Genomic DNA, 26,641 nt, shown 5'->3' on the forward strand with positions numbered 1-26,641 from the left:
GACCTTTTTTTATCGGCATAATTTACCGTATCTGCATTTTTCGTTAACATTATGTATTATATAACAAAAAATACTGCACAAATTCTACAAAGAATTATTTGACAAGCTTGATTTTTTGTGTTATAATATCTATAAAGAAATTTGTGTAATCGAACACAAAAAATTATATTTAGAAACGGTGGTTGTGTATTGATGGATGTTGTTGAGTTTCGCAGTCTGCTGATTGAAAGTCTCAAGGATAAAGATATCAAATCAGAACTGTTAAAGCTTCTGAGTGATGATAACGTTTCCGAACAGCTTAAAGCTTATGAGGATAAGATCAAGGCGCTTGAGGAGTCGGCTAAATCGGCAGAGGAAAAATACAAGAATCTTCTTTCGGATTATAATGATTTGTCGGGTACATCTGCCGCTGTCAAGCTTGAAGCGGAAGGCAAGGACAAGAAGATCGCCGAGCTTAACGAGACTATTGAGAAGCTTAAATCGGGCGAGAGCGACGCTGAGAAGATCTCTGCCGACCGTATCGCACGTCTTACCTCTGAGGTCGATGAGCTTAAGGCTGCTGTTTCTGCAAAGGACGCAAAGGTTTCCGAGCTTACTGCTTCCGAAACTGCTCTCAAGGCTCAGATCGACTCTCTTACAGCTGCAGGAGACGATATGAAGAAGCAGCTTGAATCCTCAGGCTCTGAGAAAAATTCCGAGATAGCGCGCCTTACCGAAAAGGTTACTGCACTCACTGCCGAGCTTGAGACCGAAAAGGCTAAGAATGCTCAGACAGAAGCGCTCAAAAAAGAAAAGGCAGAGCTGGAGGCAAAGCTTTCGGACGCTTCCTCGCAGGCTGATTCTATGGCTGCCGCTTCCTCCGCAAAGACTGCTGAGCTGCAGAAGACCATAGCTGATATGGACGTTAAGATAGTTGGTTATGTTTCCGAGATCGACAAGCTCAAGGCTGACGCAGAGCAGAAGGATAAGCTTATTGCCGATCTGAAAGACAGCGCAGAGTCCCGTTCCGCAGGTATTGCTTCCGAGAAGGCTGCTCTTGAGACTGAGCTTGCTGAGTTCAAGGGAAGATATGAAAAGCTTTCCGCTGAGGTCGATACATATAAGGCTGCTGCTGATTCTGCTGCTTCAAAGACTGCGGAGATCGAGCAGAAGCTTGCTGCCGCTCAGGAGGATATCGAGCGCAAGGATAGTACTATTTCTCAGATAAACACTCAGCTCCAGGGTATGCTCATTCTCAGACAGAAGATCAACGAATATGCCGAGACTGCCAATGCTTATGCTGAGGAGGTTGAGAACGCAAGAAATATTCTTGCTGAAAGAGACAGCACTATCAATTCGCTCAATGCACGTATTGAAGAAATATCCGGCAAGGAAGGCGAGCTTAACGCCAAAATTGAACAGTACTCCGAAGCTATCAATACTAAAAATTCCCAGATCGAGGAGATCGGTAAATATGCTGAGTCTCTCAAGTCTCACGCTGAGGAGCTTACTGCTCAGGTGGGCGAGAGAAATGCTGAGCTATCTGCAAAGAGCAATGAGATCGCTCAGCTTCAGAAGGATATCAAGGCATATAATTCAACATTCGGCGATCTTACACAGGTATTTCAGAAGTATCAAAATCTTACTCCTGCTACCAAAAAGGGTCTTTCAGATGTATTCAACGAGGAACTTACCGTCAGAAGCTTCCTTTCCAGCGGCGCTCAGTGGGGTCATATCCAGGCTCTCTGGGAATTTGCACAGCAGAAGATCAACAACGAGGATTTCTCCGATATCGACACCCTCAATCAGATATTTGTTTACTTCTTAGACTTCCACAACAGCAGCTATCCCACTCCTCTTTACGAGCTGCTTGATACTAAGCCCGGCGATGCTTTTGATGAGGAGCAGCACACTAAGATCATGACAAGAGAGGAACGAAAGGCTGCGTTCTTTGATAACAAGAAGAAGGGCAGTGCTTCGGAGGGTCCTGTCAAGGAGGTCGTTCTCCACGGATTTAAAAATCTCAGAAACGGCCGTATCTTAAAGCCTTCCATTGTAAGAGTATAATGTTTCAGCCGCATTTTTCGTAACCGAAAAATGCGGCTGTTTTATGCGGAACCTTATGTAGCCCCGCCTGTACCAAGACCGAAACTGATCGAAAGAGCGTTGTTTACCTCATTCATGGAGGGAGTGTCAAGCTCTCCCATTCGTTCCTTGAGCCTTTTTTTGTCTATTGTACGGATCTGCTCAAGGAGAACCACACTGTCCTTTGAAAGTCCGCATTTGTCTGCATTAAGCTCAATATGAGTCGGAAGCTTTGCCTTTTCACGCTGGCTTGTAATTGCTGCGGCTATTACTGTCGGACTGTGACGGTTTCCTACATCGTTCTGGACTATCAGGACCGGTCTTATTCCTCCCTGCTCCGAGCCGACTACGGGGCTGAGATCCGCATAATATATTTCTCCTCTTTTTACAGACATTTTAGTATCATCCTTTCCTTGTTTTGTAGGAGATTTTTTCTGTCTGTTTATATTTTTACCGCCTGAAAGAAAAATAATCATAGAGCGAGAAATTTTCGCAAAAAAATAAGGGCATATCTCCGTCGGTATCATGGGGGAACGGCGGAAATATGCCCCTTATTATTTTATGCAAGGTGGGATATCGATGTTACGGTGGTAACAAGCAGATAACCCATGATAACAAGCCAGGGAAGTGACGTGAAAAGATATTTCCAGGTCCTGGCTTTTGTATATCCGTTTGTTTCAACAAGCTTTCCGTGGGCAGATGAGGTATATCTGACGATGATGATTATTGAACCCACAACGCAGGCAAGCCTGAAAAGCGATATAAGCGAAGAGATCAGCATCAAGGAAACTGACACATTCAGCAGGGCTGCCATATTGCTGAGATCGTTTATGTTAACTGACTGTATTACCACCAGCAGCACTGCCGACATTGTATTATTCAGTATATGAAGTAAGATGGAGGGGAGCAGTGAGCCGCTTTTTACGGCAATATATCCCCAGACAAGACCTATTGAAACTGCAGGCAGACACTGTGCTATGTTCTGATGCATAAGTCCGAACATAACTGCCGACATTATTATTCCGAAAAGATTTCCGTATTTTCGCAGACCCTCAAGAAGAACTCCGCGGAAAATAAGCTCCTCAAGTATCGGTCCGAGCAGACAGATGTAGATGTATATCAGCACATCGAGCCAAAGGGGATTGCCTTTTGGAGCAATGCTTACTGATGTGGTATTTTCAATGCTGAAATCTGACAGCTTTCCCATTGCAGCCATAAGGGCAAAGATAAGAATTAAATTAACAAAGGCTGCTATGGTTGCCACACTGAAGGTCATTGCTGTTGCTCCGAGAAAGCCTTTTCCGCTCAGTCCCGCAGTTTTCAGCCTGCTTTTAAGATCTGCCTTGGTGATAAGCAGACCTATTCCCAAAGCGGCGATATCTGCGGCAATAGGAAAGCCATAGGAATAGATGGCGTACATTACGGGGGTGGCACGGAGAATTTGCTTGCCTGCTTTGATACCTTCTTCTGTGAAGCTTCCGCCCATAATTCCCGAGGATATGGTCATTATAAGGGTATTGAGTCCGCTGAATACCAGCACGAGAACTATCATTATCCACGCAAGACGGAAATAATGCTTTCTCAGAAGCTTGTGTTCTTCGGCGTCCGGGAGTGAATAGGTGTTTTGATATGTCATAAAATTGCCTTTCTTTATATGCCAAAAACGCCCCGTATACGGAGCGAATTTGTTAGTTTCTGATTATTTTTATTACTGAGGGGGCTTTTTCGGGTGCTGCATCGCTGAAACGGAATAATCTTATAAATTCTTCGGCAGCAGCATCGATATCACAGCTTGACGAGGTAACAAGCTTTCCCAGAGACTCTCCCTTTTTAACATAATCACCGACTGTTTTGTTAAATATTATTCCGGCTGTGGGGTCTATATCTCCGCCTTTGACCTTTCGTCCTGCGCCCAGGCTGAGTGAGATAAGTCCCGTTTTTTCACAGGATATGCCTGAAATATAGCCGTCTCTGTCCGATATGACTTCTTTTGTATGCGTTGGGATGCCAAGGAGAGTATAGTCATAAAGAGCTTTTGGGTCTCCGCCCTGGAGCTCTGCCATTTTTTCAAGAGACTTTAATGCTTTTCCAGATGAAAGAGCTTCCGATGCAAGCTCTCTGCATTTTTCGGGTGAGCCGAGTCCTGCAAGGAAGAGCATTTCCGCTGCAAGAGTGATGGATATTTCATAAAGATCTTCGGGGCAGTTTCCCTTGAGGGCTTCTATCGCCTCAACTACTTCAACGGCATTTCCTACTGCCATTCCGAGGGGCTTTTCCATATTGGTCAGAACTGCTGTGCATTTTCTGCCTGCGAGCTTTCCGACTCTTATCATAGCTTCTGCAAGCTTTTCGGCATCGCCGTAATTTTTCATAAACGCGCCGTCGCCGACCTTAACGTCAAGGACTATTCCGTCAGCTCCTGTTGCCAGCTTTTTGCTCATTATGCTTGAACAGATAAGAGGTATACTGTCAACTGTGGCTGTAGCGTTTCTGAGGGCGTATATCTTTTTATCGGCGGGAACAAGTGAGCCTGTCTGACCCGAGATCGCAAATCCCGCTTCACGTATTATGGATATAAATTCGCTGTGTGTCAGAGATGTTCTGAGACCGGGGATCGCTTCAAGCTTATCTATGGTACCGCCCGTATGACCTAAGCCTCTTCCTGACATTTTCGGAACGTAAACTCCGCAGGCTGCGCAGATAGGTGCAGCTATGAGGGTCGTTTTATCTCCTATACCGCCTGTGCTGTGCTTGTCAATGCATATCTGTCCCAGTTCTTTTGAGGGAGCATAGGTATCGCCCGAATTTATCATTGCTGATGTAAGCGCGGAGGTCTCCTCGGGGCTCATACCGTTAAAGCATATTGCCATAAGCAGCGCCGACATCTGATAATCGGGGATATCTCCGCTGACAAAGCCCTTTGTTATCCATTCGATCTCATCGTTCGAAAGCTCGCTGCCTCGGCGTTTTTTCATTATAATGTCATAAGCGGTCATAGTTTTTTATCCTTCTATCTCAGCTTATCGTAATTCCCGGGAAATAATACTGAAGTATCTGATCGTAGGTATAGCCCTGCTTTGCAAGGATATTTGCGCCGTTCTGGCTCATTCCCACGCCGTGGCCGTAGCCGTATGTAACAAAGGTAAATTCGCCGTCTGCGTAGCTGACATCAAAGCACCAGCTCTTTATTCCGAATTTGAGGACATTTTCACGGATCTTTCTTCCCGAGATAGTGACCTGTCCGTCAACGTTAACGCTGCTTACATAGTTTCCGTCTATTCTTCCCGTAACGGTAAGCCAGTTTGCAGGATCGTCGGAAAGGGTAATTCCCAGGTAGCTTTCAAAGGCACTTCTGATATAGCTCTCGGAGAATGTGGTAATTACACCGTAATTCGGGTCGGAAGCAATATCAAAGGGGGTTGAAACGCTGGTAAGATAGGGGACGGGATTGCCTCCCCACACGTTTTCCGCGGAGGCTGTTGTACCCGCTGAGGAAGCGGTATAAACGGTCTGGGCGGGCGTTCCGTTATAATAGCAGCATTTTCCGAATACTGCGTCAACGGCTTGTCTTACTTCATCGGGAATATCGTGCTTTACAAGCACCGAAGGGATAAGACCGTTTACATTGTGGTATTTTACATATGAATAAGCGGCAACTGCCTGAGCCTTGAGTGCCTCTTGATCGAAAGAGGGTGACATCTCTGTGGAAACTATCATACAAACAAGATCGTATGCGTTTATTTCCTGAACGCTGCCGTCAAATCTTGCGGTGACTATCTCTGTGCCTTCGGGAGTTGTGGTGGTAAGCTCGGTCTCCGAAGGAACGGGTTCGGAAAAGCTGGGGATAGTTTCAAAATATGTGCCTGTTGATGAAACTGTGGTGGTCTCGTCAGGGTAGTAGCTGCTCCAGAAATCTACTGTACTTTCGGGAGCAGGCTCAGTCTGGCTATTGTATTCAGACTGCATTTCACCAAGCTTCTGCATTATTTCTTCCTGAGTTGGTCCCTTGTCAAGCTCAGAAAGAAGATCGGGGGAAGTCTGCTCCTCGTCTGCAAATGCGCTGTTATTTTCTATCACAGCTTCACCGAGTGTATTTTCCGATATTACAATATCCAGGTCGGTATCCTCGGGGACCATATCATATTCGGTATCGTCAGCGGGCTCGGCCTTGGAAGCTTCTGTATCGGCTCCCGCACTTTCTGTGGCGGCAGTATCCTCGGCGGAAACAGGTACTTCGGTCGTTGCTTCGGGTGCTGTGTATATTGGTGTTGCAGCAGGAGCGGTATCTTCGGAAGAATTATCGGGGGAAGCCTGATAGCCGGGGGTATTGCTTATATGGCTGCTCACCCTTTCATTATCCGAACTGTCGGGGAGATATGCTCCGTTTCTATCATTTCCCAATATGCCTGATATATTCACCGGCATTTCCGCTTTTAAAACAGATGCTTCTGTTTCCTGCTCAGTCTGCTCGGTGGCGGTGTTAAAGTAATATTCCTTGGATATTTCAGCATCGCTGGCATCGTCTACCATACAGAAGGCGAACGTGTAAAATGCTCCGATGGCGCATAATGCCGCAATTCCGTTGAGGACAGCTCTCACTTTCATAGTATTATCCTTTCTCGTTTGTTTTTTTCTCTCTTTTTTAAGGACAAGTGCAGATCTCCTTTGACAATCACTCGTCTATATATGTACCGCCGTTATATTTATAATAGATAGCGGGCCATTTCGGGTTAGGATTTTTGCTGAATTTTGTTGTATCAAAGTTTTCGGCGGTCTCTCCGTCTCTCAGCTTTCTTGCGACAAGAACGTGACGGGAGTCGTCCCATTCGGTGGAGCAGGTGGAAAGGGTGAGATATGCGTCATTCTCATTGCAGTCTACGCCTGAAATGATGGTGCTTCGCTTGGTGATCTCGTCCATAAACTTCTCATAGGTATAATTATCATTGAAATCAATGTAATTCTGATAATCGAAAAGGGGTCTGTTGTCGTCATGCTCCGGCTTTGTATTTATAACAAAGGAGGAGATTATTACATAGGTATCTTCGGAATAATTGGTGTTAAAGTAGATGAAGGGGTTCTTGAGCCAATATGCGGGGTCCCAGCGGTAGTAGTCGAGGTTTCCGAACATTGTGCCGTCCTTCTGATTATGGGCATACAGGATAATGTTGTCCGAACGCTCATAGCCGTCTGCAACGTTTCTGTAATCGGCAAAGCAGGTGCCGCATTGCCTCTGGTTGTCATAGAAATTATGGTTAAGGTAGTATTCATTGTCCTTTCCCTTTACCACAGGCTCGTCAACACAGTTGGGGATACGGACATATCCTATTGTGTCCGCATTTATGGTAAGCAGCTCCTGAGCGGCAGGAAGAACTGTCAGGGGAGGTCTTTCCTCGGGAGCAAGCTCTCCGTTGCTTTCGGGTTGTATTTCTGTTTCAGCAGGAGCTTCCTGAGTGATGACAGACTGCTGTGCTTTCTGGTAAATGACTTTCAGGGTATTGTGATTTTGCTTTGCCTCGTACATCTCATAAAAGTAGTTTCCGAGAATTACAGCACATACAATAAGCACAATTATTGACAAGATCACTATAAGCTTGTTTATGATCTCGGAGGAGCTGTCGCCCTTCTGAGGAATAAAGGATTCCTTAAAGCTTTTTTTTACCTTGGGTTTTGAGGCCCTTCTTGGGGTGGAGCCTCTTGCTTCATCGCTCATTGACATATGATATAACCTCTTAAAAATATTTTATGCGCTTTTTCTTCGGCAGTTTAATTGCCATCGGAGCTTGCCGAAGCGGTGGTCTGCTCGGTAACAGGGGCGGTGGTGCCGTTCTGAACGATCGGAGCAAGAGACAGCTTGGTAGTTGTATCGCCTTCGGAGCTTTCGGGAACTTCAGTCTCTTCTTCTGATGTTTCCGATGTGGGATCGGTATAACAGGGAGCTTTTGTTCCGTTTTCGTATATGGGAGCCAGTCCCAGTCTTGATCTTTCCTCGTGGTCTATTTTTAGTGTACGGGGAGTGGTGGTGGTTTCTTCGGTGGTTTCGGTAATAGGCTCTGTAGTAGTTTCAACAGTGGTCTCAACGGTCGTTTCGGTGACTGTTTCGGATACTGTTGTCTCAGATGATGTTTCGGACTCGCTGCGGCTCAGTATCGCATCCCAGTCTATCTGCTTTGCATTGGGATTGAGCCTTGCAGAGGAAAAGTCTATCGCCGAAATATCCTCGCCCTCACGTACCTTTCTTGCCATAACGACAAATCGTGAATCGGAATATTCGTTGCTGCAGGTGGAAAGCACAAGGAGCTTGTCCCCGTAAGCTACGTCAATAGGCGGAATGATCTGGTTTCTCTCATTTACCTGAGACATATACCAATTAAAGGTGCTCTCATTATTCAGAGTTTCGATATAATCGTGATAATGGAATACCTCGCCTGCGGAATCCTGCTTTTCGTAGACATTTGTTACGAAATATCCGAAAATGATATAGTCGCCGATACCGTATTCGGTGTTGAATACAACTATCGGATTTTTCTTGTAAAAGTCAACATTGTTTTTATAGTATTTGAGATTTCCGAACATTGTGCCGTCCTCCTGGTTATGACCATAGAGAACGATGTTGGGAGAAGTGTACTCCTCGCTGACGGTGCAGCGGTAATCCATAAAAATGGAGCCTGCCTTATTTTTCCTGTCGTTATAGGTATGGGTGAGATAATAGATGTTATCCGTTCCCTGAACAACGGGCAGTCTTATTCCGCAGCCGTCGATCTCAATAAATCCCTTAACGTTGTCGGAAAGCTCGATAAAGCTGTCCATAACGCTTTCGTTATGCTCAATACGCTCCTCGGTGGTGGGGGGGATAGTCTCGACCTCGCCTGCTTCGTTTATCGTAGTGGCTACAGTCGTTGTAACCATTTCGGCAATGCTTTCCGCTTCCTCCTGAGCTTCCTCGGACTGCACCAGGGTGCTGATAAGCATAATTCCCGCTGCGATGAACACTCCTGTCGAGGCGATAAAAACGATCTTTCGGATTATTTCTGCCGCACTGTCGCCCTTCCAGGGGATAATTCCTTGTATGAAGGGACGCTTTTGCTGATTTTCATTATCCGAAGCTTTGGGCGTTTCCGTCTCATTGCCGGTGTTTTTCGTCACTGAAGCTGCTTTTTCGGCATTGTTTTTAGCAGCATCATTCTCATCGGAAATATTGCTGTCAGGCTCAAAATTTGCATCGGAAGCGTTGTCGGGGAAGCTCTCGGATACGGGAGTCTCCTCGGAAAGCTTGGCAGAGGTAGCGTCAATTCCTGCTTCCTCATCGAAAATAACTATCATTCCGTCCTCGTCTGTAACGGGTTCGGTGATTATCTCTTTTTGCTGTTCAGCTTCCGCAGTATTCGGCGCTTTGCTTTCGGAGAAGCTTACGTTCTCCTCGGGACCGTCCGAGATCTCAACGGGGGGCTTGTCGATAGTGCTCTGAAAACCGCTGCCGAATGCAGCTGCATCTTCAAAAAACTTGGAAAAATCCCTGATATCTCTGGGGGGATTTTCGGTATCTATGTTTACATCGGGCTTTGGGTCGCTTTTGATGTCATCGGGGATAAAATCCTCAATGAGACTGTCGAAAAAGCCCGATACGGCCGCTTCATTTTCAGTGGCCTTTTTTTCTTCTGACATATATCATTACCTCAATAATTTATATGGATCAGTTTCCGTAAATAAAATTCCAGTCAGGCTCCTTGGCGTCGGGGTTGAGCTTGGCAAGCGAAGTGTCTACCTCGGGGCTTTCGCCGTCCCGGACCTTTCTGCCGATAACAATGAACCTTGAAGGCTCAAACTCGTTGCTGCAGGTGGAAAGGGTCATAAACTGGTCGCCCTCCTGTACGTCAACGCCTGTGATTATCTCGGAGCGCTCTGTCACATTCTTCATAAACTGCTCGTAGGTGTACTCCTTTGAGCCGAAGCGGATATAATTCTGATAATCGAAAACAACACCGTCTCTTGTCTGGTCGGGATTGACCTCGCACACGAAAAGAGCAATGATCTTATATGTATACTCCTCATAGAGATTGGAGAATGTGAACGTGGGGTGCTGGAGATAGAAGTCAAACTTGCTTGTATTCTGCTTGGTGATCTTGTACTTCTGGAGGGTGCCGAACATTGTACCGTTGGCTTGATTATGACCGTAAAGGATAATGTTGTCGCTCTGTCTGAAGCCGTAGTCGTTTACAACACAGCGGAAATCCGCAAATACGGTTCCCGGCTGGGAGCTTCTGCCGTTGAAATCGTGGTTAAGATAATAATCATTGTCGCCGCACTGTACCACAACATTGTTGATGGACGTTCCGCCGACTGTTATCCAGCCTGCGGTGTCGGGATTATCGGCAATGAAGCTTTTCATAGAGTCAAGCTCCACAAGAGGCTCGAGAACGGTTGTAGCTTCTGTTGTAGTTGTTTCGGAAACTGTGGTGGTCTCGGGAACGGTGGTCTCCTGGGTTATCATTACGGTATCGGTGTGGCGGTCGGCAAGCTCATTGTTAAGGTTTTCAGCACGCTTCTCCTGAATAAGATAATATGCAAGATAACCGAGAGAAATAACCAGTATGATTGAAGCAACGATTATTATGACCGTTCTTGATTTTTGCTCTTTGTTGTTCATCTGTTCTACCTCAAAATTTATATTTTTATTATGTTATTTAAATATAACTGTCCAGTCGGGTTCCTTTGCGTTGGGGTTAAGATATGCGGACGATGTGTCAACCGCAGTATCCTCGCCCTTTCGGGTCTTTCTTGCAAATATCACAAATCTTGAGGGCTCAAACTCGTTGCTGCAGGTGGAAAGTGTAAGGAACTCGTCTCCGTACTTAACATCAACAGAAGTAACGATCTGAGAACGCTCGGTGATATTTTCGATAAACTCGTTATATACAGCCTTGTCGGAGAGGTCAAGATAATTATGATAATCAAAGACCACGCCGTCCGAAGTCTGCTCGGGCTTTACCTCCGTTACAAAATACGCAAAAATCTTGTAAACGTCGGAACGGTAATTGGAGTTGAATGTAATAGTCGGGTGCTGAATGTAGTGATTAAGATTTTTCTTGTAATCCTTGAGGCTGCCGAACATCGTTCTGTCCTTCTGGTTGTGACCGTAAAGAACAAGATTGTCCGACCTCTTTGAAGCTGTGAGGACATTTCGGTAATCGAGGAAAACCGTTCCTGCCTTGTTGCTGCTGCCGTCAAACGCAGTTTTGAGATAATCCTCGTTATTGCCCGTCTGAACAACGGGGAAGTCCACCTCGGTGCCTTCAATGCAGATATATCCTACAGTATCGGGATTTATCTTCAGCATTTCCTCCGCTCCCGCCAGAGTCTGTCCGTCCGAAGCGTGAGCTATTACCGACTGATAGATACTTTTGAGCGAGTCGTTTAACTGCTTTGCGGAAAATGACAGTCTGAACTCGTTTGCCAGTATCAGACCGCAGGCGATAAGCACCAGCACCGCAAACTGAGTAAACAGCTTGGACAATATTTCCTTTGCACTGTCGCCCTTTTGTATAAGAAGCCAATGGCCTCGTTTTGCTTTTTTCTTTGCCTTAACGGCTTTTTTGTACGCTTTTTTAGCGCTTTTTGACATTGCCATTTTAAAGTTTCTCCCTGCCTGCTTTGTGGCGGGCACAGACGTATTGAAGATTTACCCCTGTATAACGTCTATATAATTCTATAATACACTTTTTCGGTCTCAATGTCAAGAAAACGGCATAAAGTTTGTGACATATATCAAATACTGCCTGCACTTTTTTACGAATAGGGGTGATATTTCACTTTATTTACACAGCTCTGTCAAATTATCCTATCCTGAAATGCTTTACCTCGGTCTCTTCTACGGCTTTTTGGATAAGAGGCTCAAAATCAAAGGAGTTCTGTGCTTGAGTGACCTCTTCAAGTGTGGGACGGGTCTTGGGGTGCTTGGGAGTGAAAACGGTGCAGCAGTCCTCGTAGGGCTCGATGGATATGTCAAAAGTGTCTATCTTACGGGCTATGGCGATTATCTCGGTCTTATCCATACCGATAACGGGACGGAAAACGGGCATACGGCAGGCGTTGTCGGTGCATACGATAGCGCCCATGGTCTGGCTTGCCACCTGTCCCACGCTTTCGCCTGTGATAAGGGCAGTGATGTCGTTTTTCTCGCAGATACGCTGGGCTATCTCCATCATAAGGCGGCGCATAATAATGGTGAACAGCTCCTCGGGGCAGTTATCCCTGAGAGCCTCCTGTATCTCGGTGAAGGGAACGCAGTAAAACGTGGTATCTCCGCACCAGGGAGCGATCTTCTCGCAGAGCCTTTCCACCTTGAGACGTGCTCTGTCGGAAGTGTATGGAGGAGAAACATAGTGGATAGCCGAGATGTCGATGCCCCGCTTTGCCATCATATATCCCGCAACGGGGCTGTCAATGCCGCCCGAGAGCAGGAGCATAGCCTTGCCCGATGTTCCTACGGGAATACCGCCTGCCGCTTCTCTGTTGCCTGTGTGGATATATGCGTTTGTGTCCCTTATCTCCACGTTGACGGTGACATCGGGATTTTTAACGTCCACCTCAAGACGGGGAAATTTGTCAAGTATCCGTCCGCCAAGCTCGGCGCATATTTCGGGTGACCTCATTGGGAACCGTTTGTCCGAACGCTTAGCCTGTACCTTGAATGTGCGCGCGCAGGAAAGCTCCTCGCCGCAGTATTCGAGAACATCACGGCAGATGACTTCAAAATCCTTCTCGGTTATCATTGCACGGCATATGGCTGCTGCGCCGAATACCTTTGAAGCGCGCGAAACAGCCTCGTCCATATCTATGCTGTCGTCCGCAGGCTCGCAGTATATCATTGACTGTGAACGTGTGTAGATGAATTTGCCGAGGGGCTTGAGGCGGTGGCGGAGATTTTTTATGAACGCTTCCTCAAAATTTCTTTTGTTTAAGCCCTTGAGTGCGATCTCGCCCTCTTTGAGCAGAATGATTTCTTTCATAGAGAATGTTATCCTTTCAAATCAGTTATGTATGCTGCTTACGGCTTTCTTTGAAAGCTTTCTTATATTTGAGTATTCGGGGCGCAGTGCCTTGTAGAAGCGCAGACCCTCTTCCATACCGAATTTCTTTGTCATACCCGTATAGAAATGCTGCTTGTCCGAAGAGGATCTGGCAAGGTCGATTATTGCCTTTACCGCATCTCCGCCTATTCCCTCGGCGCTGAATATACCCATAATTCTTACAGCTTCGGGAGACGTATTATCTTTATCGCCTGAAATATCATCTGAAGGCTTGTTTTCCGGAACTGACTTCTCGTCGGAATCTTTTTCGGAAAGGGGAGAGGGCTTATTCTCGGGAACCGGTGCTTCGGATGACAGAGCGGTATCTGATACAGAGATATTCTCGTCTGCTTTCATCGGCAGCATTGCAGGGTCAACGAGCGTCTGTCTGAAAACATGGCGGATATTCGGTATCAGCTTTATTTCCAGATCGCTTATGCCCATTGTCTTTTCCCAGAAGGATTTTACTGCAAGGTAGCCGTTGTCGGCGCTTACTATGAAAAATTTCCTGTCCCTGCTGACCGCCGCAAGATAGCCGAGAAAAGAGTCAAGCTGAAAATCGAGGGCATTTTTTGCTCCTGCCGTTACGCTGATATAGTTTACCTTTGCCTTTGACGACATTACGTTCCTGTGAGCGTCAAAGCTGAGGCTTGCGGCGCTCAGGGTATAAAAGATATAAACGGTATCGCTTTCGGTAAGCTTTTCGATACCTGCAAGCCCTGCAGAGGTCACGTTTTCGAAATCTACAAGAAAAACAGACATATTATCATTCCTTTATCATCTTTTTGCGAGACTGAGATATCCTTCCTGAATGGCGGTGACAAGAGCCTCCACCTCGCCGCAGGAGGACATTCTGCTGAGTGAAACTCTTATTGCGGAATCGGCTGTCTTGTCGGGAATGCCCATAGCGGTGAGGACGCTGCTGTGCCCCCCTTTGGAGCAGGCTGAGCCGCTTGAGACATAAATATTCTTGCTTTCCAGAAAATGAAGCATTATTTCCGAACGTATACCGCTTACGGAAAAATTAAGAATATAGGGGCACTGCTCCTCAGCATTGGAATTGATGGTGATGTAATTTAGAGCGGAAAGCTTTTTTCTGAGTCTGCCGCTAAGCTCCTCTGCATTGGAATATGCGGTGGCGATGGTGGGGAGCTGAGAACGTACAGCCGCTCCGAATGCACTGATAAGGGGGACGGATTCCGTACCCGAGCGCAGACCCTTTTCCTGTCCGCCGCCTATCATTCTCGGAGCTATTCGTATGCCCTTGCGAATATACATAGCTCCCACTCCCTTGGGAGCGTGTACCTTGTGACCGCTTACCGTGATAAGGTCGGCGTTCAGGTCGGCGGTCTTGATGGGGAGCTTCATAAATGCCTGGACAGCGTCGCAATGAGTGATACAATCGGGATAAAGACGTTTTATCTGAGTGAATATCCGCTTTACGGGCATAATTGCTCCCGTTTCATTGTTGACGTACATACAGGAGGCAAGACAGGTGTTGTTATCAACTGCCGCCACAAATTCGTCTGCGTCCACAGAGCCGTCCCTCTGAGGCTTTATGCGGACTGCTTCAAAGCCGTTTTTTTCAAGAAGCTTGACAGTTTCCTCAACAGAAGGATGTTCCACCGCCGAAACAACTATCTTCTTTTTCCTTCTGCCGTAATTCTCGGCTGCACCCAGGATAAGAGTGTTGTTTGCCTCTGTAGCACCCGATGTAAAGGTGATGCATTCGGGCTGACATACAAGGGCGGCAGCAATGGATTTTCTTGCGTCGGTAACGGCAAGCTCGGCACTGAGTCCGACTTTATGTAAAGACGACGGATTTCCGTAATTCTCGGTCATAGCCGCAATGCAGGCGCTTACTGCTTCTTCGCAGGGCTTTGTGGTAGCGGCATTGTCAAGATATGCAGGCATAATATCATCCTTTCAGCATTGTACGGTGCATAATTATTTTTATTATACTACATTTTTCGCCGGATTTCTATAGTTTACGCAAAAAATATCCGATTTGCCTTTCAACTTAGTGGTTTTGAACATAATGTAAGCAGATTTTTATATAGATAATGTCGATACTACAGAAAATATATACCACTGAAATGAAATATCGCAAGAAAATTAACAATAGCAGTTAACAAATATGGTATAATAAAGTAAATATAATGTCGCTTTTTGCGGTTAAAATAACGTACACTTTATTTGGAAAGATGGGTTTTTCATATGGCAGCAGCTTTTGGAAAAAAGGCAGGATCTAAAACGGCTAAAGAAGGAAAAAAATTATTTACGGGCGGAAAAACGCTTGTGATCGGTAAAAAAACTACGATACGCGGACGTATCGTAAGGCTTTCGGTCATCGGTGTCCTTGCAGCGATAATCACACTTACCGCATTTAATCTTATAATGATGTACAGCAGCGTTTCCGCTTCGTCCAAAAGCGAGATAGAACTGCTTACGATATCATATTCGTCTGCCATATCCAATGCAGATGTTTCCAAGAACAAGAATTATCTCAACGATATTTTTACAAGCTTTGACGATGTAAATACATACGGCGGCTTCGGCTTTGTTGTTACCGAGGCGGGCGGTATTATTTCCCAGACCTCCAGCGAGCTTTTAAATAAAGGCGATAATCTTAATGACAAGGCTGTGGAGGATACGGGCTACAGCGAGCTTGCTGCTCTGGTGGACACCCTTAACCGCAATAATTATGACTATGACAAAATTGTTAAGCAGGGTCAGAAGGTCATTACTCTTTGCGGAGATAAGTATCTTGCAGGCTGGTCTAATATTGACAATTTCGATACCTGCTACACCTTTATCCTGCTCCCTTACAACAGCATAATGAAGCCATTTACTGTTTCCGCAGTGATAGCCCTTTCCATTGCTGTGATATTTATCGCTGCTTCTGTGGCAGTTTCGCTTAGTGCCGCGCAGAAGATAACAAAGCCCATAACCGACGCCATCGACCGCCTGACAGCCCTTTCCAAAGGAGATCTTGAGTCGCCCTCTCCCGTTACTGACAGAAACGATGAGACCTTTGTGCTTCTTTCTTCTTTAAATGATACGATTACGTCGCTCAACGCATATATTTCAGATATCAGAAACGTTCTCTCCGCTGTTGCCGACGGTGACCTTCTTGTCTGCTCCGATACAGTCTACACGGGTGATTTTGAGACTATCAAAAACGCTCTCGACAAGATAAGAGCGTCTCTTAACGGCACATTCAGCGAGGTGCATAAGGCTGCTCTTTCCGTTAAGGAATGTTCGGTCCATGTTTCCGACGGAACTGCTGTCCTTTCAAAGAACACCTCCGACGAGGCAGGCACTATGCAGCAGCTCACTGCTTCCATAGCTCAGATAAATGAAAAGATAAACGAAAATGCCAGAGAGGCTGAAAATGCCCGCAGGCTCACTGCTTCCGCCGATGAGGCAGCCGAGCAGGGAAGCGGTAATATGCGCCGTATGATCGAAGCTATCAAGGAGATAGAGACCTCAGCTTCGGAGATCGAAAAGATAATAAACGTTATTGACGACATTGCCTTCCAGACCAATATCCTTGCTCTTAACGCCGCTGTTGAGGCTGCCCGTGCAGGAGACGCAGGCAAGGGCTTTGCCGTTGTTGCCGACGAGGTAAGGAACCTTGCAAACAAATCCGCCGAGGCTGCCGCTCAGACAGGTGTGCTTATCGGAAATTCCATCGAGTCCGTCAGAAACGGAACAGAGCTTGCCGACGCTACAGCAAGGTCGCTTGACAAGGTGGTGGAAATGGTTTCCTCGGTTTCCGATATTATGGACAGGATCGCCGTTTCAGCCGCAGATCAGGCTGAGTCCGTTGCACAGATAAATAACGGAATGGAGTCGATAAACGGAAGTATCAGGGACAATTCCGTTACTGCGGAAAAGAATGCAGAGGTATCTCAGGAGCTTTCAGACCAGTTTGAGGTGCTCAGCAGTCATATCAACAGATTTAAATTCAAGGCGTAACTGCCTGTTGTCAAAAGAGGTGCTTTTTATGGAATTTACCGAGCTTCAGAATGCGCTGAAGGACGCTATGAAAGCGAAGGATACTATGAAAAAGGAGGCTGTGCAGACGCTTATTGCAGCTGTTAAAAAAGCTGCCATAGACGGCGGAACAAGGGATAATATTTCCTCGGAGCTGGTTGACAGCGTTATCCTAAAGGAGCTTAAGGTCGCAAAGGAGCAGGTGGATACCTGTCCTCCCGAGTGCGAGAGCCAGCTTGAGGAATACAGGCTCAAGTACGATATAATCAAAAGCTTTGCCCCTGCTCAGATGTCCGAAGAGGAGCTTTATCCCCTCATTAAGGAAAAATTCGGTGAGCTTATTGCTTCGGGAAACAAGGGCGCATATATGAAGGCTGTTATGGCTGAGCTTAAAGGCAAGGCAGACGGCAAGCTTATCAACAAGGTCATATCCGATATCGCTTCGGGAAAATAAGATAACAAAAATGCCTCGGGAAAATGCAGGCAAGCATAAATTCCCGAGGCTTTATTTTTTTTACAGAGCCGTTACAAGAGTGCAGGCTGTTCCGACGCATAAAACTGCCGATACCCAGAAGGTGGGGCATTTTAACAATGCCTGCCAGCAAAGCTTCTTTTCTTCGCTGTCATCAAATGTGTAGGAGTAATCTGTAACGATAATGTCGCTGTTTGTAAGCTTTCCCTGTTTTTTCCAAAGAAGCACCAGAGCGATTATACCGATGACCATTTCAATTGCGAATACGATCATTTCTCCGGTCGCTGCCGCTTCTGCTCCGATAGAGGGGGCAAGCTTGTATTCGAAGATATAGCCTATGATAAATGCATTCAGATTTGCAGTCATATGACAAATGACAGACGAAATGACCGAACCGCTCTTGAGGGCGATATATCCGAATACGAGACCAAGCAGGAAGCCGTTGAACATCTGATTGAAGTTGCAGTGCATAAGTCCGAAGAACATTGCCGAGGCAAGAAGCGCAAAGGTGCGGTTCACGGGAGCGAGAAGATTCATCACCGCTCCTCTGAACATCAGCTCTTCAAGCACGGGCGCTGCAATGACCATATAAATAAAGAGCATGATATTCGTTACAACATCGTCCGAAAAGCTCATTGCGGAGGTCACGGTTTCATTTATTCCCGAATATCCGGTAAGTCCCATCACCAGATTCTGGATCAAAATCGATGCTCCCTGAATGCCAAGTATCCCTACACAGGCAAGTACGACCGATGAAGCAGGGGACTGTATCCTGCCGAGGACGCTTTTGAGCTTAAACTGCTTTTTTCCAACACATATAATGATAAGGGATATGATATTTGCAGCAACCATTGTGACTGCGTTAATGTATACCATCTCGTTTCCCGACATAAGCTGAGCTGAAAGTGCTTCGCTGAGCTGCTGAGTGTTATAATCGGGGTGTTCCGCAATTATCTGCGGTACCATACTTGCAGACATAACAGAGGTTATGACCATCATTATGACCATCGCAATCACCTGCTGCCAGATAATGAGCGAGCCTGCCCAGTTGTAGCCGCTTTTTATCTTCCTGCGGAGCATTACAGGATTTTCGCCTTCCTCGGGTATGGCTTGCTGTCCCCAGGAATATTCCGGGGCAGAAGCTTCGCTTTCTGTTTTGTTCAGCGTGGTGTTAGTGTTTTCGTTGATATCACTCATAAGTCATTCTCCTTTTATGAAACAAATTGTTATCAGCCTAAAACTATTGCTCCCGTCTGCAGCATAACGCCTAAAACGGAATTTGCAAGAGCAAGTATCAGGGCAATAATATTTATTGCGATAATAAAGCCTGTTTTGTGGGTCTCACGATTTTTTATGCTGAATACAAGGCTTATTATACTGCACGGGTATGTTACGATGGGGAGCAGAAGCGCAAATACAGCACCGATTATCATTAAAACGAGACTGGGGATATGAATTTTCTTTTCCATAAAAAATTACCTCTTTCTGAAATATTGTTATTTGTTTTGATTATGCTTTTTTCTCATTCGTAAATAGAAGCCGATCGATTTGCTGCCGAAAAAAACAAATTCAACGACGACCAGCAGATATATGGGCACGATCCATATCAGCTCCGGTTCATTTATGCTCAGAATAACGCTGAATACTAATGAGAATATGGCAAAAAGCATCATCGGTATACCCAGAGTAAGCGCCATTCTCTGCGCCCTCTTGAGCATTGTGGCGCCGTCGGTGTAAAATTCGGGACATTCTTCATCATCGGAATATTCCTTTGACCATACTACAAAGCACATTGTCCTCATTATGGAAGTAAATTCCAGCTTCCAGCCGTCATCCTTGCCTTGGAGATAGTAGTCGTCAGAGGCTTCACCCTGATAATCAACCACAAATTTCATATGGCAGGGCTGTGATTTGATAAAGTAAAAGGTGACTCCCATTTCATCAAATCGGTAGAATTTCCAGCCCTTCAGAGCCATTTCCTCTACCATTTTCTCCGCTTTGTCGGGGGCATAAAACCAGCCGAGAGGATTGCGCTTTATCATCTGACCGCTTTTGAGCATCTGCTTTTCTTCCTCTTTGGAATAGATGAAATTCTCCTGCGGGATAGTTTTTACAAAGCCTGTAAGTCCAAGGTCTGCGCTTGTCTTTGAAAGGTTTTTGTTTGCCTTCCAGCCGCTTATAAGAAGTATAAGCAGGAGTATCTCCAGTGCAGCGGCAGAAATAAAATGCAGATTTTTTAGTACGAAACGTCCGCCCTCTACCGCCGAGCCTCCGAAGCCCGACAGAAATCCCAGGAAATGACAGAATAAGAATACGATAAGAAGTATTGAAATTCTGTTAGCTGTCTGCCAGAATTTGTATGATGGGATATTCTTTGTTTCGGTATCGGGATTATAGGCTATGTATATATTCCTGCTGCCGCAGACCGATACCCAGCCGTTTTCCGAAACTCCTTTCGGAGCCTTGCCGCCGCAGTTTTTCAGCCTGCATATGCGGTATATCACATCGGTTTTGTCACCCTCCTCAAAGGTGAACATTCCGGACAGGGGAGAAAAGGCTGAAAGATGATATCCCGAGCTGTGAAGCGATGCCAGCTTTTTTTCTGTCACGGTAACGTCCCAAAACCAGAATGGCATGAATTTTTTCATACGCTGTTGTCCTCCTTAAAATAGTCCTCCATAGTCCTCATATCCTCGCATACCTGCTTGATGCGCTTCATTTCAGCTCTCAGAAGCTCTTTGCCAATATCCGTTATCTCATAGATTATGCGCTTGTCACTGTCATCGTAAACCGAGATTATACCGTCGCGCTGCATTTTGGTCAGCGTTCCGTATATTGTTCCCGACCCAAGCTTTATACGGTCATGAGTCAGCTCCGATACGAATTTGGCAATGCCGTAGCCGTGCCTCGGTTCGCTCATTGAAAGAAGAATGTAAAACGCGGTCTCTGTCATAGGAAGATATGATCTGAACAGCTTTTCTTTATCCATTCTTCATATTCTCCTCTCCTATACCTCAGTCAAGAACGACGGATTTTTTCTTTCCGTTCTTATTCCTCGGGTATTCCCTTATGCGTGTGACGTATTCAAGATTGATTATCTCCTGTCCGCCGTTCATATTTTCAATGGTTATCCATTCGCCGTCTATCTCGCCGATAGTTCCCGAGATCTGTTCGGTAGAGGAATTCATTGTGTAGATAATGCACTCCTTGCCGATGAATTTTTTTACAAGCTCTGTCATAATGATCTTTCCTTTCTTTTTCCTCAAATGCCGCATATGAACAGCTGCTGCTGTCCGCCGCTGCCTTATGGACATTGCGATAATGATAAATACTACAATGAAAATGAAATATGTGCCGGAATTCAAATCGATCGCTGTCCTTTCGGTAAAAATACATTTCGCTGTGACATATCGAACCTTGATATGTCACGGTGTGATATATATCATGATTTGAGTATATCACGCCGCGACATATCTGTCAATAGCTTTCTATACGATTTGTTATTTTTTACAAAATTCAACCTCAGATTTGATGAATAAATGTCATTATTTTGCATTGTATTAAGCTTTGATTAAAAAAAATAAATCTTATTGACATATTTTACCGCCCGTGCTATAATAAATATACAGATTTTTTTAATAAAAGGAGAATGTTTTCTATGATAAAGCGCAGAATAGCTTCTGTTTTTCTGGCAGCAGTCCTTGCAGCTTCAGCGATTCCCACAATGTCTGCAACGGCTTCCGCAGCCTGGGTAAAATCCGAAAGCGGCTACAGCTATAAGGACGATGAAACAGGCAAAAAGCTTACAGGCTGGCAGACCATCGACGGCAATAAGTATTATTTTGACAAAAATGGCTATGCTGTTACCGGCTGGAAGAAGATAGGGGATAACAAGTATTATTTCAACGCTTCCAAAAAAGGAAAAATGATTACAGGCTGGAGCAAGATAGGCGGCAGCAGATATTATTTCGGCAAGGACGGAAAAATGAGAACGGGCTTTGTCAAGCTCAGCGGAAAGACATATTATTTCGGCAAAGACGGCAAGATGAGAACGGGAAAGCTGAAGATAAACGGAAAGGTTTATGATTTCGGCAATGACGGCGTATTAAAGAGCGGAGCCTCTGCGGACAGCTCTTCAAAGCTTATGGCTCCTCTTGACGGTCTCAAGTGGGGAATGAGCCGGAGCGATGTTATCAAAAAGGGAAATTTCAATAAGTATGTAAATGCCGACTCGGTCCTTGTTGTTCAGGATTCCGATCCGTATAAGTATTATATTTTCGATAAAAACGACAAGCTTGTCTGTGTTGGATATGTTTCTTATGAGGGAACAAAATATCTTGACACATTTAAGAGCTATTTCAAAAAAGCTGGCTGGAAGTTTGAAAGGTCAACCAAAGACGGCGCTGAGTATACATACGAATATTCCAAGGATGACAGCTTAGGCGGAATTTTCTGCAATGATGAAATGGTTATGACAATGGTATTCTCAGATGATGTTACATCTCAGCTTGAAAGCGGAGTAGATCTTTCGGATATAGTTGATCTCGGCTGAGAATAAATGAAAACGGCTTCGGAGCATCATAGTTCCGAAGCCGTTTTATGACTAAAGCAGATCCTTTCTCAGCTCCGAAAGGATCTTTTTTTCCCGACGTGAGACCTGCACCTGGGTCATTCCCAGAGCTTCGGCGGCACGGCTCTGGGTAAATGAGCGGAAATACCGAAGAAATATAAGCTTTCTGTCCTTGGCGTCAAGCCTGTCCATGGCTTGCCTGAGAGCAATTCCCTCATATATGTCCGATTCCCTGAAAGGGGAGGGGATATCCTGCTCCTCACTTTCGTCGCTTTCTCCGTATCTTGTGAGAGACAGACAGGGCTGTGCCGCCGACAGCGCTTCCGCTATCTCATCGGGCGAGCAGTTCATTTCCAGCGCAAGCTCTGCAATGGAAGGCTCTCTGCCGTTTCGGGAAATAAAGCTGTTTTTTTCACGTACAGCCTTTAAGGACAGCTCCTTGAGGCTTCGGCTCACCTTTACCGTTCCGCCGTCACGGAAAATTCGTTTTATCTCGCCAAGTATTACGGGAACTGCATAGGTGGAAAATTTGACGCCCCGGTCTTCGTCAAAGGAATTTGCTGCCTTTACAAGCCCTACGCAGCCTGAGCTGTAAAGCTCCTCGTACTCGATGCCGCGGTTTCTGAAACGGTTGGCGCATAGGTGGACAAGTCCGAGATTTTCCGTTACAAGCCTGTCTCTGCTTTCCCTGACGGATATCTCAGCAGCGTTCATTTTCCGCAGCCCCCGTCCTTACAAGACTTGTTGAGAAAATACGTTTTTTCATAATGACCGAGGTGCCTTTTCCCACCGAGCTTTTAACGCTGACGCTGTCCATAAAGCTTTCCATAACCGCAAATCCCAGACCTGCCCGTTCCTCCTGGGGAGCAGTGGTGAAAAGCGGCTCCATAGCGCGCTTTACGTCTGCAATTCCACACCCCCTGTCCTTTACCTTTATGTACAGGACATCTCCCTCGAGTATCCTGCACACCAGCTCGATATTTCCGTTACAGCTTCTGTAGCCGTGAACGATGGAGTTCGTAACCGCCTCAGAAACGGCGGTCTTGATATCTGCAAGCTCGCTTACCGAGGGGTCCATCTGCATGACAAAAGCCGTCACAACGCTTCTTGCAACCGCTTCATTGCAGCTTTTCGGGGAAAGAATGACCCGCATTTCGTTTTTTACCTGAGACATATCATCTATCCTTTCACATCATATTATATTTGCAAATCTGTCCAGCCCTGCCAGCCGCATCACCTTTTTTATGTGGGCAGGAGTATTTTCCAGAGTTACTCTGCCGCCGATATTTTTCATAGTCTGATACCGACCCATAACAAGTCCGATACCCGAGCTGTCCATAAATGTCACCTCGCCGAAATCTATGATAAGATTTTCGGGGTGACTCTCGTCAACGGCAAGGTCAATTTCATTTCGTATCCCCGGGGCGCAGTGGTGATCTATCTCTCCGCTTAAAAATGCTTTGACCGTGCTTTCGGCTTTTTCTATTCTTACTCCCATTTTGCAGCAGTCCTTTCTTTTGTTCGTTACGTTTCATATTTTACCGCCCTTATCAAGCGAATTTTGACGAAACGGCAGAATAAAAATGCACAAAGCGGTTAATTTTTCCGCCTTGTGCGCTGTTTTGAGATATAATTCTATTCGCTTTTCTTTTTTTCGTTTTTTATAAAGATGATCTCGGTAACTCTCGACAATAACGGCAGAGCTGCCTTTAATGCCGATAGGAGGTGAAGATCATATTCTCACAGCCTCCTGCCGATGTTATTTGCTCGATAATAAAAATACAAATGCTGCCGGAAAGGCAGAAAAATAAAAAGCTCCCGACACATTTTCTGTGAATGTGCCGGGAGTTTTTCAATGGATCAAAATATTTTTCACTGAGCCTTTGAGGATCAGTTCGCCGCTTATGGTGATGATCTCATGACCGCTTCTTATGCCGCATATCCTTTCAATAAGAAGCTGCACTGCCTTATCCGCCATTTTATGGGTATCTACATCAATGGTCGTAATGGGCGGCTCGCTCATCTGGGAAAACACGTAATTATCATAGCCTGCCACCGAGATATCCTCGGGGACGCTGTAGCCCAGATTTTTCAGATCCTTTACCACCTTGTATGCGATCTCGTCACAGTTGCAGACAAAGGCTGTGGGCATTGAAGAGGGATATTCGATTATGCCGAAATTGTTGTTGTCACGCCGTCTGTCATCAAGTATCCATTCTTCTCTGACTGTGAGACCATGCTCAAGCATAGCGCGGACAAAGCCCATATATCTGTCAAATATACTTGAGGTGGCGAGACGGTTGCCAATAAATCCGATATCCTTATGTCCGCATTGGATAAGATGTGAGGTCAGCTTATATCCGCCGCCGAATCCATCGGAGATAACTGAGTCGATATCCGCTTCGGGAAGATGATAATCAAGCAGCACGATATTATCCGTATGCTTTCTGAGCATTTCAACATATTCGGGACTTAGCTGCCCTAAAGATATCAGCCCTGAGATCCTGTCATTGGCGAGAATATTCGGTACGCTGAGATTTGTTTCCTCATCTGATCCGATATTCTCCTGGATACAGCTTAAATTCTCCTGCTTGAGGCGCTGTACGATGGTATTAAAAAGCATCCAGTAAAATGTCCCGATCGATGTAAGAAACTTATCGGGAATGATCACGCCGATGTTGCCGATAAGCTCGGACTGTCTGCCCATTCGGGGAATATATCCCATTGTTCTGGCAGCGTCTCTGATACGCTCCCTCAGTTCCTCACTCACGCCGTCCTTGCCGCTAAGTGCCTTGGACACAGTTACGCTGCTTGTACCGCAGGCATTTGCAATATCGGCAAGTGTGACTTGCTTTTTCGGCATTTTTCTCATCTCTTTTCCCATAGGTATAACTTTCAGTTCAATTATACACACAAAAAATCATCATGTCAATAGCGAGTCACAATGATACACATATTTTACAATAAATACATTTATATAAAAATATCAGAGCTTTTTCAACATTTCCTCCCCGAAAAAATTTTTCTCCTCGTCGGTCAGCTCTTTTCTGAGCTTTTTATAGCCCATTATCCCGAGAAATGCACATACCTCCGTACCGAGGATAAGAACAGCTCCTGCAATAAGGAATATGCCCATCAGCTTTATACCGAAAAGCACCGTGACAAGCAGTGTCAGAAGCCATACTATTATGAAATAATGCACTCTGTACATCATAGCAATGATAACTGTGGTGACTGCGGGTTTGGGCATGTAAAACACATGAAAGGATATTACATACACTATCAGCGCACAGACAAAGGATATGCATATGAGCATAGGATAGGACAGATAGGTCAGTCCCGTTTTTTCAGCACCGTACATTCCCGCTGTCTGGAGCAGAACAAGGAGCTGGAGCGGAAAATACTTCATCATTCCAAGCGATGCTCTCAGCTCCTTGAAAAATCTTTTCAAAAGCCCGTCATGCACATCAAACTGCTTATAGATAACGTCCTTACCGATAACGAAAGCGGCAGTCAGAGCCGGTATAGTCAGTATGCTGAGAGACAGATATATCGTCCCGAAGCATACTGCACTTAACACGACTGTAAGATGTATCGCCGCCATAAAGGTACTCAGATCAAGCTTTTTTTTCATAGTAACATCACATCTTGACTGAGCCTGCAAGGCCATTGTAAATGTACTTCTGAAGGAAAATGAAAACGATCATTATAGGTATCATTCCGATAATTATCGCTGCGGATACTATCTCGAAGGGTGTTGCCATAGAGCCGAAGAATTTGTAAAGAGCCACTGTAAAGGTCTGCACGTCCCTGTTAAGATAGAGGTTAGGGATATAGAAATCGTTGTAGAGACCAATTCCGTTGATGATAACAAGAGTGGTGCAGGCAGGCTTCATAAGAGGGAAGACTATCTGCACGAACGTCCTGAAAAATCCGGCTCCGTCAATAAGTGCTGCCTCGTCGATCTCCTTGGAAATGCTGTCGAGCTGATTGAGCATTATGTAAATTCCCACGATGCCTACTCCCGAGTAGAGGATTATTACGCTCCACATGGTGTTAACAAGCTTTACCGCATACATCATTCTGAAAATAAGGTTCTGCGTTGCTACTACGGGGATAAACATGGTCAGGGTGAAAAGCATCTTTACCACCTTTTTTCCGAAGAAATCAAAGCGGCTGAGGACATATGCTACCATAGCTGTTCCCGTTACCTGCAGGGCAAGGGAAATTGTAAGGATAATAGCAGTATTCAGAAATGCCTTTCCCAGATTTCCCACACGGATAGCATATGCGAAATTATAGAAATTCAGAAAGCTTTTCGGTGCCTCAAGGACACTTGTGGAAGAATACTCCGCTCCTGTTTTGAATGCCATGAAAATCAGCGGGATAAGAGGTATTAACACAAATATGCTTGCCAGAACAAGAAAAACATATCTGACTATTTTATAAACAGTAGTTTCATTTGACATA

26 protein-coding genes are annotated in these 26,641 nt (G+C 45.5%); 4 read left to right on the forward strand and 22 right to left on the reverse strand.

Features of this window, described 5'->3' with window-relative positions:
• The first annotated feature begins 189 nt into the window (after window positions 1-189).
• Complete coding sequence (locus ACI4J0_RS02185; RefSeq protein WP_439764174.1) at window positions 190-2,046, forward strand: hypothetical protein; 1,857 nt, start codon at window positions 190-192, stop codon at window positions 2,044-2,046.
• Window positions 2,047-2,099: 53 nt separating this feature from the next.
• Here the strand turns inward: ACI4J0_RS02185 and ACI4J0_RS02190 are convergent, their stop codons facing one another.
• The 11 genes from ACI4J0_RS02190 to ACI4J0_RS02240 form a co-directional block, all read right to left on the reverse strand.
• Complete coding sequence (locus ACI4J0_RS02190; RefSeq protein WP_439764175.1) at window positions 2,100-2,459, reverse strand: type II toxin-antitoxin system PemK/MazF family toxin; 360 nt, start codon at window positions 2,457-2,459, stop codon at window positions 2,100-2,102.
• A 164-nt stretch (window positions 2,460-2,623) separates the two neighbouring features.
• Window positions 2,624-3,700, reverse strand: a complete 1,077-nt coding sequence (locus ACI4J0_RS02195; protein WP_439764176.1) for a lysostaphin resistance A-like protein — start codon at window positions 3,698-3,700, stop codon at window positions 2,624-2,626.
• A gap of 52 nt (window positions 3,701-3,752) precedes the next feature.
• Complete coding sequence (locus ACI4J0_RS02200; RefSeq protein ID WP_439764177.1) at window positions 3,753-5,060, reverse strand: thymidine phosphorylase; 1,308 nt, start codon at window positions 5,058-5,060, stop codon at window positions 3,753-3,755.
• Between the two features lie 19 nt (window positions 5,061-5,079).
• Window positions 5,080-6,669, reverse strand: coding sequence for a SpoIID/LytB domain-containing protein (locus ACI4J0_RS02205; RefSeq protein ID WP_439764178.1), 1,590 nt, complete (start codon window positions 6,667-6,669; stop codon window positions 5,080-5,082).
• 67 nt (window positions 6,670-6,736) lie between these two features.
• Window positions 6,737-7,780, reverse strand: coding sequence for a class B sortase (locus ACI4J0_RS02210; protein ID WP_439764179.1), 1,044 nt, complete (start codon window positions 7,778-7,780; stop codon window positions 6,737-6,739).
• A 47-nt stretch (window positions 7,781-7,827) separates the two neighbouring features.
• Window positions 7,828-9,726 carry a sortase domain-containing protein gene (locus ACI4J0_RS02215; protein ID WP_439764180.1) on the reverse strand — a complete coding sequence of 633 codons (1,899 nt, stop codon included), beginning with the start codon at window positions 9,724-9,726 and terminating at the stop codon, window positions 7,828-7,830.
• 28 nt (window positions 9,727-9,754) lie between these two features.
• Window positions 9,755-10,708, reverse strand: coding sequence for a class B sortase (locus ACI4J0_RS02220; RefSeq protein WP_439764181.1), 954 nt, complete (start codon window positions 10,706-10,708; stop codon window positions 9,755-9,757).
• A 33-nt stretch (window positions 10,709-10,741) separates the two neighbouring features.
• Complete coding sequence (gene srtB, locus ACI4J0_RS02225) at window positions 10,742-11,689, reverse strand: class B sortase (protein ID WP_439764182.1); 948 nt, start codon at window positions 11,687-11,689, stop codon at window positions 10,742-10,744.
• Window positions 11,690-11,894: 205 nt separating this feature from the next.
• Window positions 11,895-13,070, reverse strand: coding sequence for a tRNA uracil 4-sulfurtransferase ThiI (gene thiI / locus ACI4J0_RS02230; RefSeq protein ID WP_439764183.1), 1,176 nt, complete (start codon window positions 13,068-13,070; stop codon window positions 11,895-11,897).
• Window positions 13,071-13,091: 21 nt separating this feature from the next.
• Window positions 13,092-13,892, reverse strand: a complete 801-nt coding sequence (locus ACI4J0_RS02235) for a PIN domain-containing protein (protein WP_439764184.1) — start codon at window positions 13,890-13,892, stop codon at window positions 13,092-13,094.
• A 15-nt stretch (window positions 13,893-13,907) separates the two neighbouring features.
• Window positions 13,908-15,044, reverse strand: coding sequence for a cysteine desulfurase family protein (locus ACI4J0_RS02240; RefSeq protein WP_439764185.1), 1,137 nt, complete (start codon window positions 15,042-15,044; stop codon window positions 13,908-13,910).
• A gap of 384 nt (window positions 15,045-15,428) precedes the next feature.
• On the opposite strand from ACI4J0_RS02240, the gene ACI4J0_RS02245 reads away from it, so the two are divergent.
• Both ACI4J0_RS02245 and ACI4J0_RS02250 read left to right on the forward strand, forming a co-directional pair.
• Window positions 15,429-17,111 (forward strand): methyl-accepting chemotaxis protein, encoded by a 1,683-nt coding sequence (locus ACI4J0_RS02245; RefSeq protein ID WP_439764186.1) that lies wholly within the window; start codon window positions 15,429-15,431, stop codon window positions 17,109-17,111.
• A gap of 28 nt (window positions 17,112-17,139) precedes the next feature.
• A complete protein-coding gene (locus ACI4J0_RS02250) occupies window positions 17,140-17,583 on the forward strand; it encodes a GatB/YqeY domain-containing protein (RefSeq protein WP_439764187.1) in 444 nt (147 codons plus the stop codon).
• Between the two features lie 60 nt (window positions 17,584-17,643).
• Here ACI4J0_RS02250 and ACI4J0_RS02255 read toward each other — a convergent pair whose 3' ends face one another.
• The 5 genes from ACI4J0_RS02255 to ACI4J0_RS02275 are packed head-to-tail and all read right to left on the reverse strand — an operon-like array spanning window position 17,644 to window position 20,840.
• On the reverse strand, window positions 17,644-18,798 hold the full coding sequence (locus ACI4J0_RS02255; RefSeq protein ID WP_439764188.1) for a lysostaphin resistance A-like protein: 1,155 nt from the start codon (window positions 18,796-18,798) through the stop codon (window positions 17,644-17,646).
• A gap of 32 nt (window positions 18,799-18,830) precedes the next feature.
• Entirely contained in the window at window positions 18,831-19,070 is a 240-nt protein-coding gene (locus ACI4J0_RS02260) for a hypothetical protein (protein WP_439764189.1), read from the reverse strand.
• A gap of 27 nt (window positions 19,071-19,097) precedes the next feature.
• Entirely contained in the window at window positions 19,098-20,249 is a 1,152-nt protein-coding gene (locus tag ACI4J0_RS02265; RefSeq protein ID WP_439764190.1) for a DUF2812 domain-containing protein, read from the reverse strand.
• The gene (locus tag ACI4J0_RS02270; protein ID WP_439764191.1) at window positions 20,246-20,590 is read right to left on the reverse strand and encodes a PadR family transcriptional regulator; all 345 of its coding nucleotides are present in this window, start codon (window positions 20,588-20,590) and stop codon (window positions 20,246-20,248) included. Before ACI4J0_RS02270 ends, ACI4J0_RS02265 begins: the two co-directional genes overlap by 4 nt.
• Before the next feature lie 25 nt (window positions 20,591-20,615).
• Window positions 20,616-20,840, reverse strand: coding sequence for a DUF6897 domain-containing protein (locus ACI4J0_RS02275; protein WP_439764192.1), 225 nt, complete (start codon window positions 20,838-20,840; stop codon window positions 20,616-20,618).
• A gap of 419 nt (window positions 20,841-21,259) precedes the next feature.
• On the opposite strand from ACI4J0_RS02275, the gene ACI4J0_RS02280 reads away from it, so the two are divergent.
• Window positions 21,260-22,153, forward strand: coding sequence for an N-acetylmuramoyl-L-alanine amidase family protein (locus ACI4J0_RS02280; RefSeq protein WP_439764193.1), 894 nt, complete (start codon window positions 21,260-21,262; stop codon window positions 22,151-22,153).
• 51 nt (window positions 22,154-22,204) lie between these two features.
• On the opposite strand, the gene ACI4J0_RS02285 is transcribed toward ACI4J0_RS02280, so the two are convergent.
• From ACI4J0_RS02285 to ACI4J0_RS02310, 6 genes are all read right to left on the reverse strand, one after another.
• A complete protein-coding gene (locus ACI4J0_RS02285) occupies window positions 22,205-22,885 on the reverse strand; it encodes a sigma-70 family RNA polymerase sigma factor (protein ID WP_439764194.1) in 681 nt (226 codons plus the stop codon).
• Window positions 22,872-23,345 carry an anti-sigma F factor gene (spoIIAB, locus tag ACI4J0_RS02290; RefSeq protein WP_439764195.1) on the reverse strand — a complete coding sequence of 158 codons (474 nt, stop codon included), beginning with the start codon at window positions 23,343-23,345 and terminating at the stop codon, window positions 22,872-22,874. The genes ACI4J0_RS02285 and spoIIAB overlap by 14 nt, the downstream gene beginning before the upstream one ends.
• 18 nt (window positions 23,346-23,363) lie before the next feature.
• A complete protein-coding gene (locus ACI4J0_RS02295) occupies window positions 23,364-23,669 on the reverse strand; it encodes an STAS domain-containing protein (RefSeq protein WP_439764196.1) in 306 nt (101 codons plus the stop codon).
• 354 nt (window positions 23,670-24,023) lie between these two features.
• A complete protein-coding gene (locus ACI4J0_RS02300) occupies window positions 24,024-25,055 on the reverse strand; it encodes a LacI family DNA-binding transcriptional regulator (RefSeq protein WP_439764197.1) in 1,032 nt (343 codons plus the stop codon).
• A gap of 102 nt (window positions 25,056-25,157) precedes the next feature.
• Window positions 25,158-25,805, reverse strand: coding sequence for a hypothetical protein (locus ACI4J0_RS02305; RefSeq protein ID WP_439764198.1), 648 nt, complete (start codon window positions 25,803-25,805; stop codon window positions 25,158-25,160).
• A 7-nt stretch (window positions 25,806-25,812) separates the two neighbouring features.
• Window positions 25,813-26,640: a carbohydrate ABC transporter permease gene (locus ACI4J0_RS02310; protein WP_439764199.1), complete on the reverse strand. Its 828-nt coding sequence runs from the start codon at window positions 26,638-26,640 to the stop codon at window positions 25,813-25,815.
• Between the last annotated feature and the right edge of the window lies 1 nt (window position 26,641).

The organism is Huintestinicola sp., from assembly GCF_051882455.1.
In the GTDB taxonomy this organism is placed as follows: domain Bacteria; phylum Bacillota; class Clostridia; order Oscillospirales; family Ruminococcaceae; genus Huintestinicola.

Coding starts and splice junctions, on each gene's coding strand:
- ACI4J0_RS02190 (WP_439764175.1), bottom strand. CDS start 2,459: ATGTCTGTAAAAAGAGGAGAAATATATTATGCGGATCTCAGCCCCGTA.
- ACI4J0_RS02195 (WP_439764176.1), bottom strand. CDS start 3,700: ATGACATATCAAAACACCTATTCACTCCCGGACGCCGAAGAACACAAG.
- ACI4J0_RS02200 (WP_439764177.1), bottom strand. CDS start 5,060: ATGACCGCTTATGACATTATAATGAAAAAACGCCGAGGCAGCGAGCTT.
- ACI4J0_RS02205 (WP_439764178.1), bottom strand. CDS start 6,669: ATGAAAGTGAGAGCTGTCCTCAACGGAATTGCGGCATTATGCGCCATC.
- ACI4J0_RS02210 (WP_439764179.1), bottom strand. CDS start 7,780: ATGTCAATGAGCGATGAAGCAAGAGGCTCCACCCCAAGAAGGGCCTCA.
- ACI4J0_RS02215 (WP_439764180.1), bottom strand. CDS start 9,726: ATGTCAGAAGAAAAAAAGGCCACTGAAAATGAAGCGGCCGTATCGGGC.
- ACI4J0_RS02220 (WP_439764181.1), bottom strand. CDS start 10,708: ATGAACAACAAAGAGCAAAAATCAAGAACGGTCATAATAATCGTTGCT.
- srtB (WP_439764182.1), bottom strand. CDS start 11,689: ATGGCAATGTCAAAAAGCGCTAAAAAAGCGTACAAAAAAGCCGTTAAG.
- thiI (WP_439764183.1), bottom strand. CDS start 13,070: ATGAAAGAAATCATTCTGCTCAAAGAGGGCGAGATCGCACTCAAGGGC.
- ACI4J0_RS02235 (WP_439764184.1), bottom strand. CDS start 13,892: ATGTCTGTTTTTCTTGTAGATTTCGAAAACGTGACCTCTGCAGGGCTT.
- ACI4J0_RS02240 (WP_439764185.1), bottom strand. CDS start 15,044: ATGCCTGCATATCTTGACAATGCCGCTACCACAAAGCCCTGCGAAGAA.
- ACI4J0_RS02250 (WP_439764187.1), top strand. CDS start 17,140: ATGGAATTTACCGAGCTTCAGAATGCGCTGAAGGACGCTATGAAAGCG.
- ACI4J0_RS02255 (WP_439764188.1), bottom strand. CDS start 18,798: ATGAGTGATATCAACGAAAACACTAACACCACGCTGAACAAAACAGAA.
- ACI4J0_RS02260 (WP_439764189.1), bottom strand. CDS start 19,070: ATGGAAAAGAAAATTCATATCCCCAGTCTCGTTTTAATGATAATCGGT.
- ACI4J0_RS02265 (WP_439764190.1), bottom strand. CDS start 20,249: ATGAAAAAATTCATGCCATTCTGGTTTTGGGACGTTACCGTGACAGAA.
- ACI4J0_RS02270 (WP_439764191.1), bottom strand. CDS start 20,590: ATGGATAAAGAAAAGCTGTTCAGATCATATCTTCCTATGACAGAGACC.
- ACI4J0_RS02275 (WP_439764192.1), bottom strand. CDS start 20,840: ATGACAGAGCTTGTAAAAAAATTCATCGGCAAGGAGTGCATTATCTAC.
- ACI4J0_RS02280 (WP_439764193.1), top strand. CDS start 21,260: ATGATAAAGCGCAGAATAGCTTCTGTTTTTCTGGCAGCAGTCCTTGCA.
- ACI4J0_RS02285 (WP_439764194.1), bottom strand. CDS start 22,885: ATGAACGCTGCTGAGATATCCGTCAGGGAAAGCAGAGACAGGCTTGTA.
- spoIIAB (WP_439764195.1), bottom strand. CDS start 23,345: ATGTCTCAGGTAAAAAACGAAATGCGGGTCATTCTTTCCCCGAAAAGC.
- ACI4J0_RS02295 (WP_439764196.1), bottom strand. CDS start 23,669: ATGGGAGTAAGAATAGAAAAAGCCGAAAGCACGGTCAAAGCATTTTTA.
- ACI4J0_RS02300 (WP_439764197.1), bottom strand. CDS start 25,055: ATGGGAAAAGAGATGAGAAAAATGCCGAAAAAGCAAGTCACACTTGCC.
- ACI4J0_RS02305 (WP_439764198.1), bottom strand. CDS start 25,805: ATGAAAAAAAAGCTTGATCTGAGTACCTTTATGGCGGCGATACATCTT.
- ACI4J0_RS02310 (WP_439764199.1), bottom strand. CDS start 26,640: ATGTCAAATGAAACTACTGTTTATAAAATAGTCAGATATGTTTTTCTT.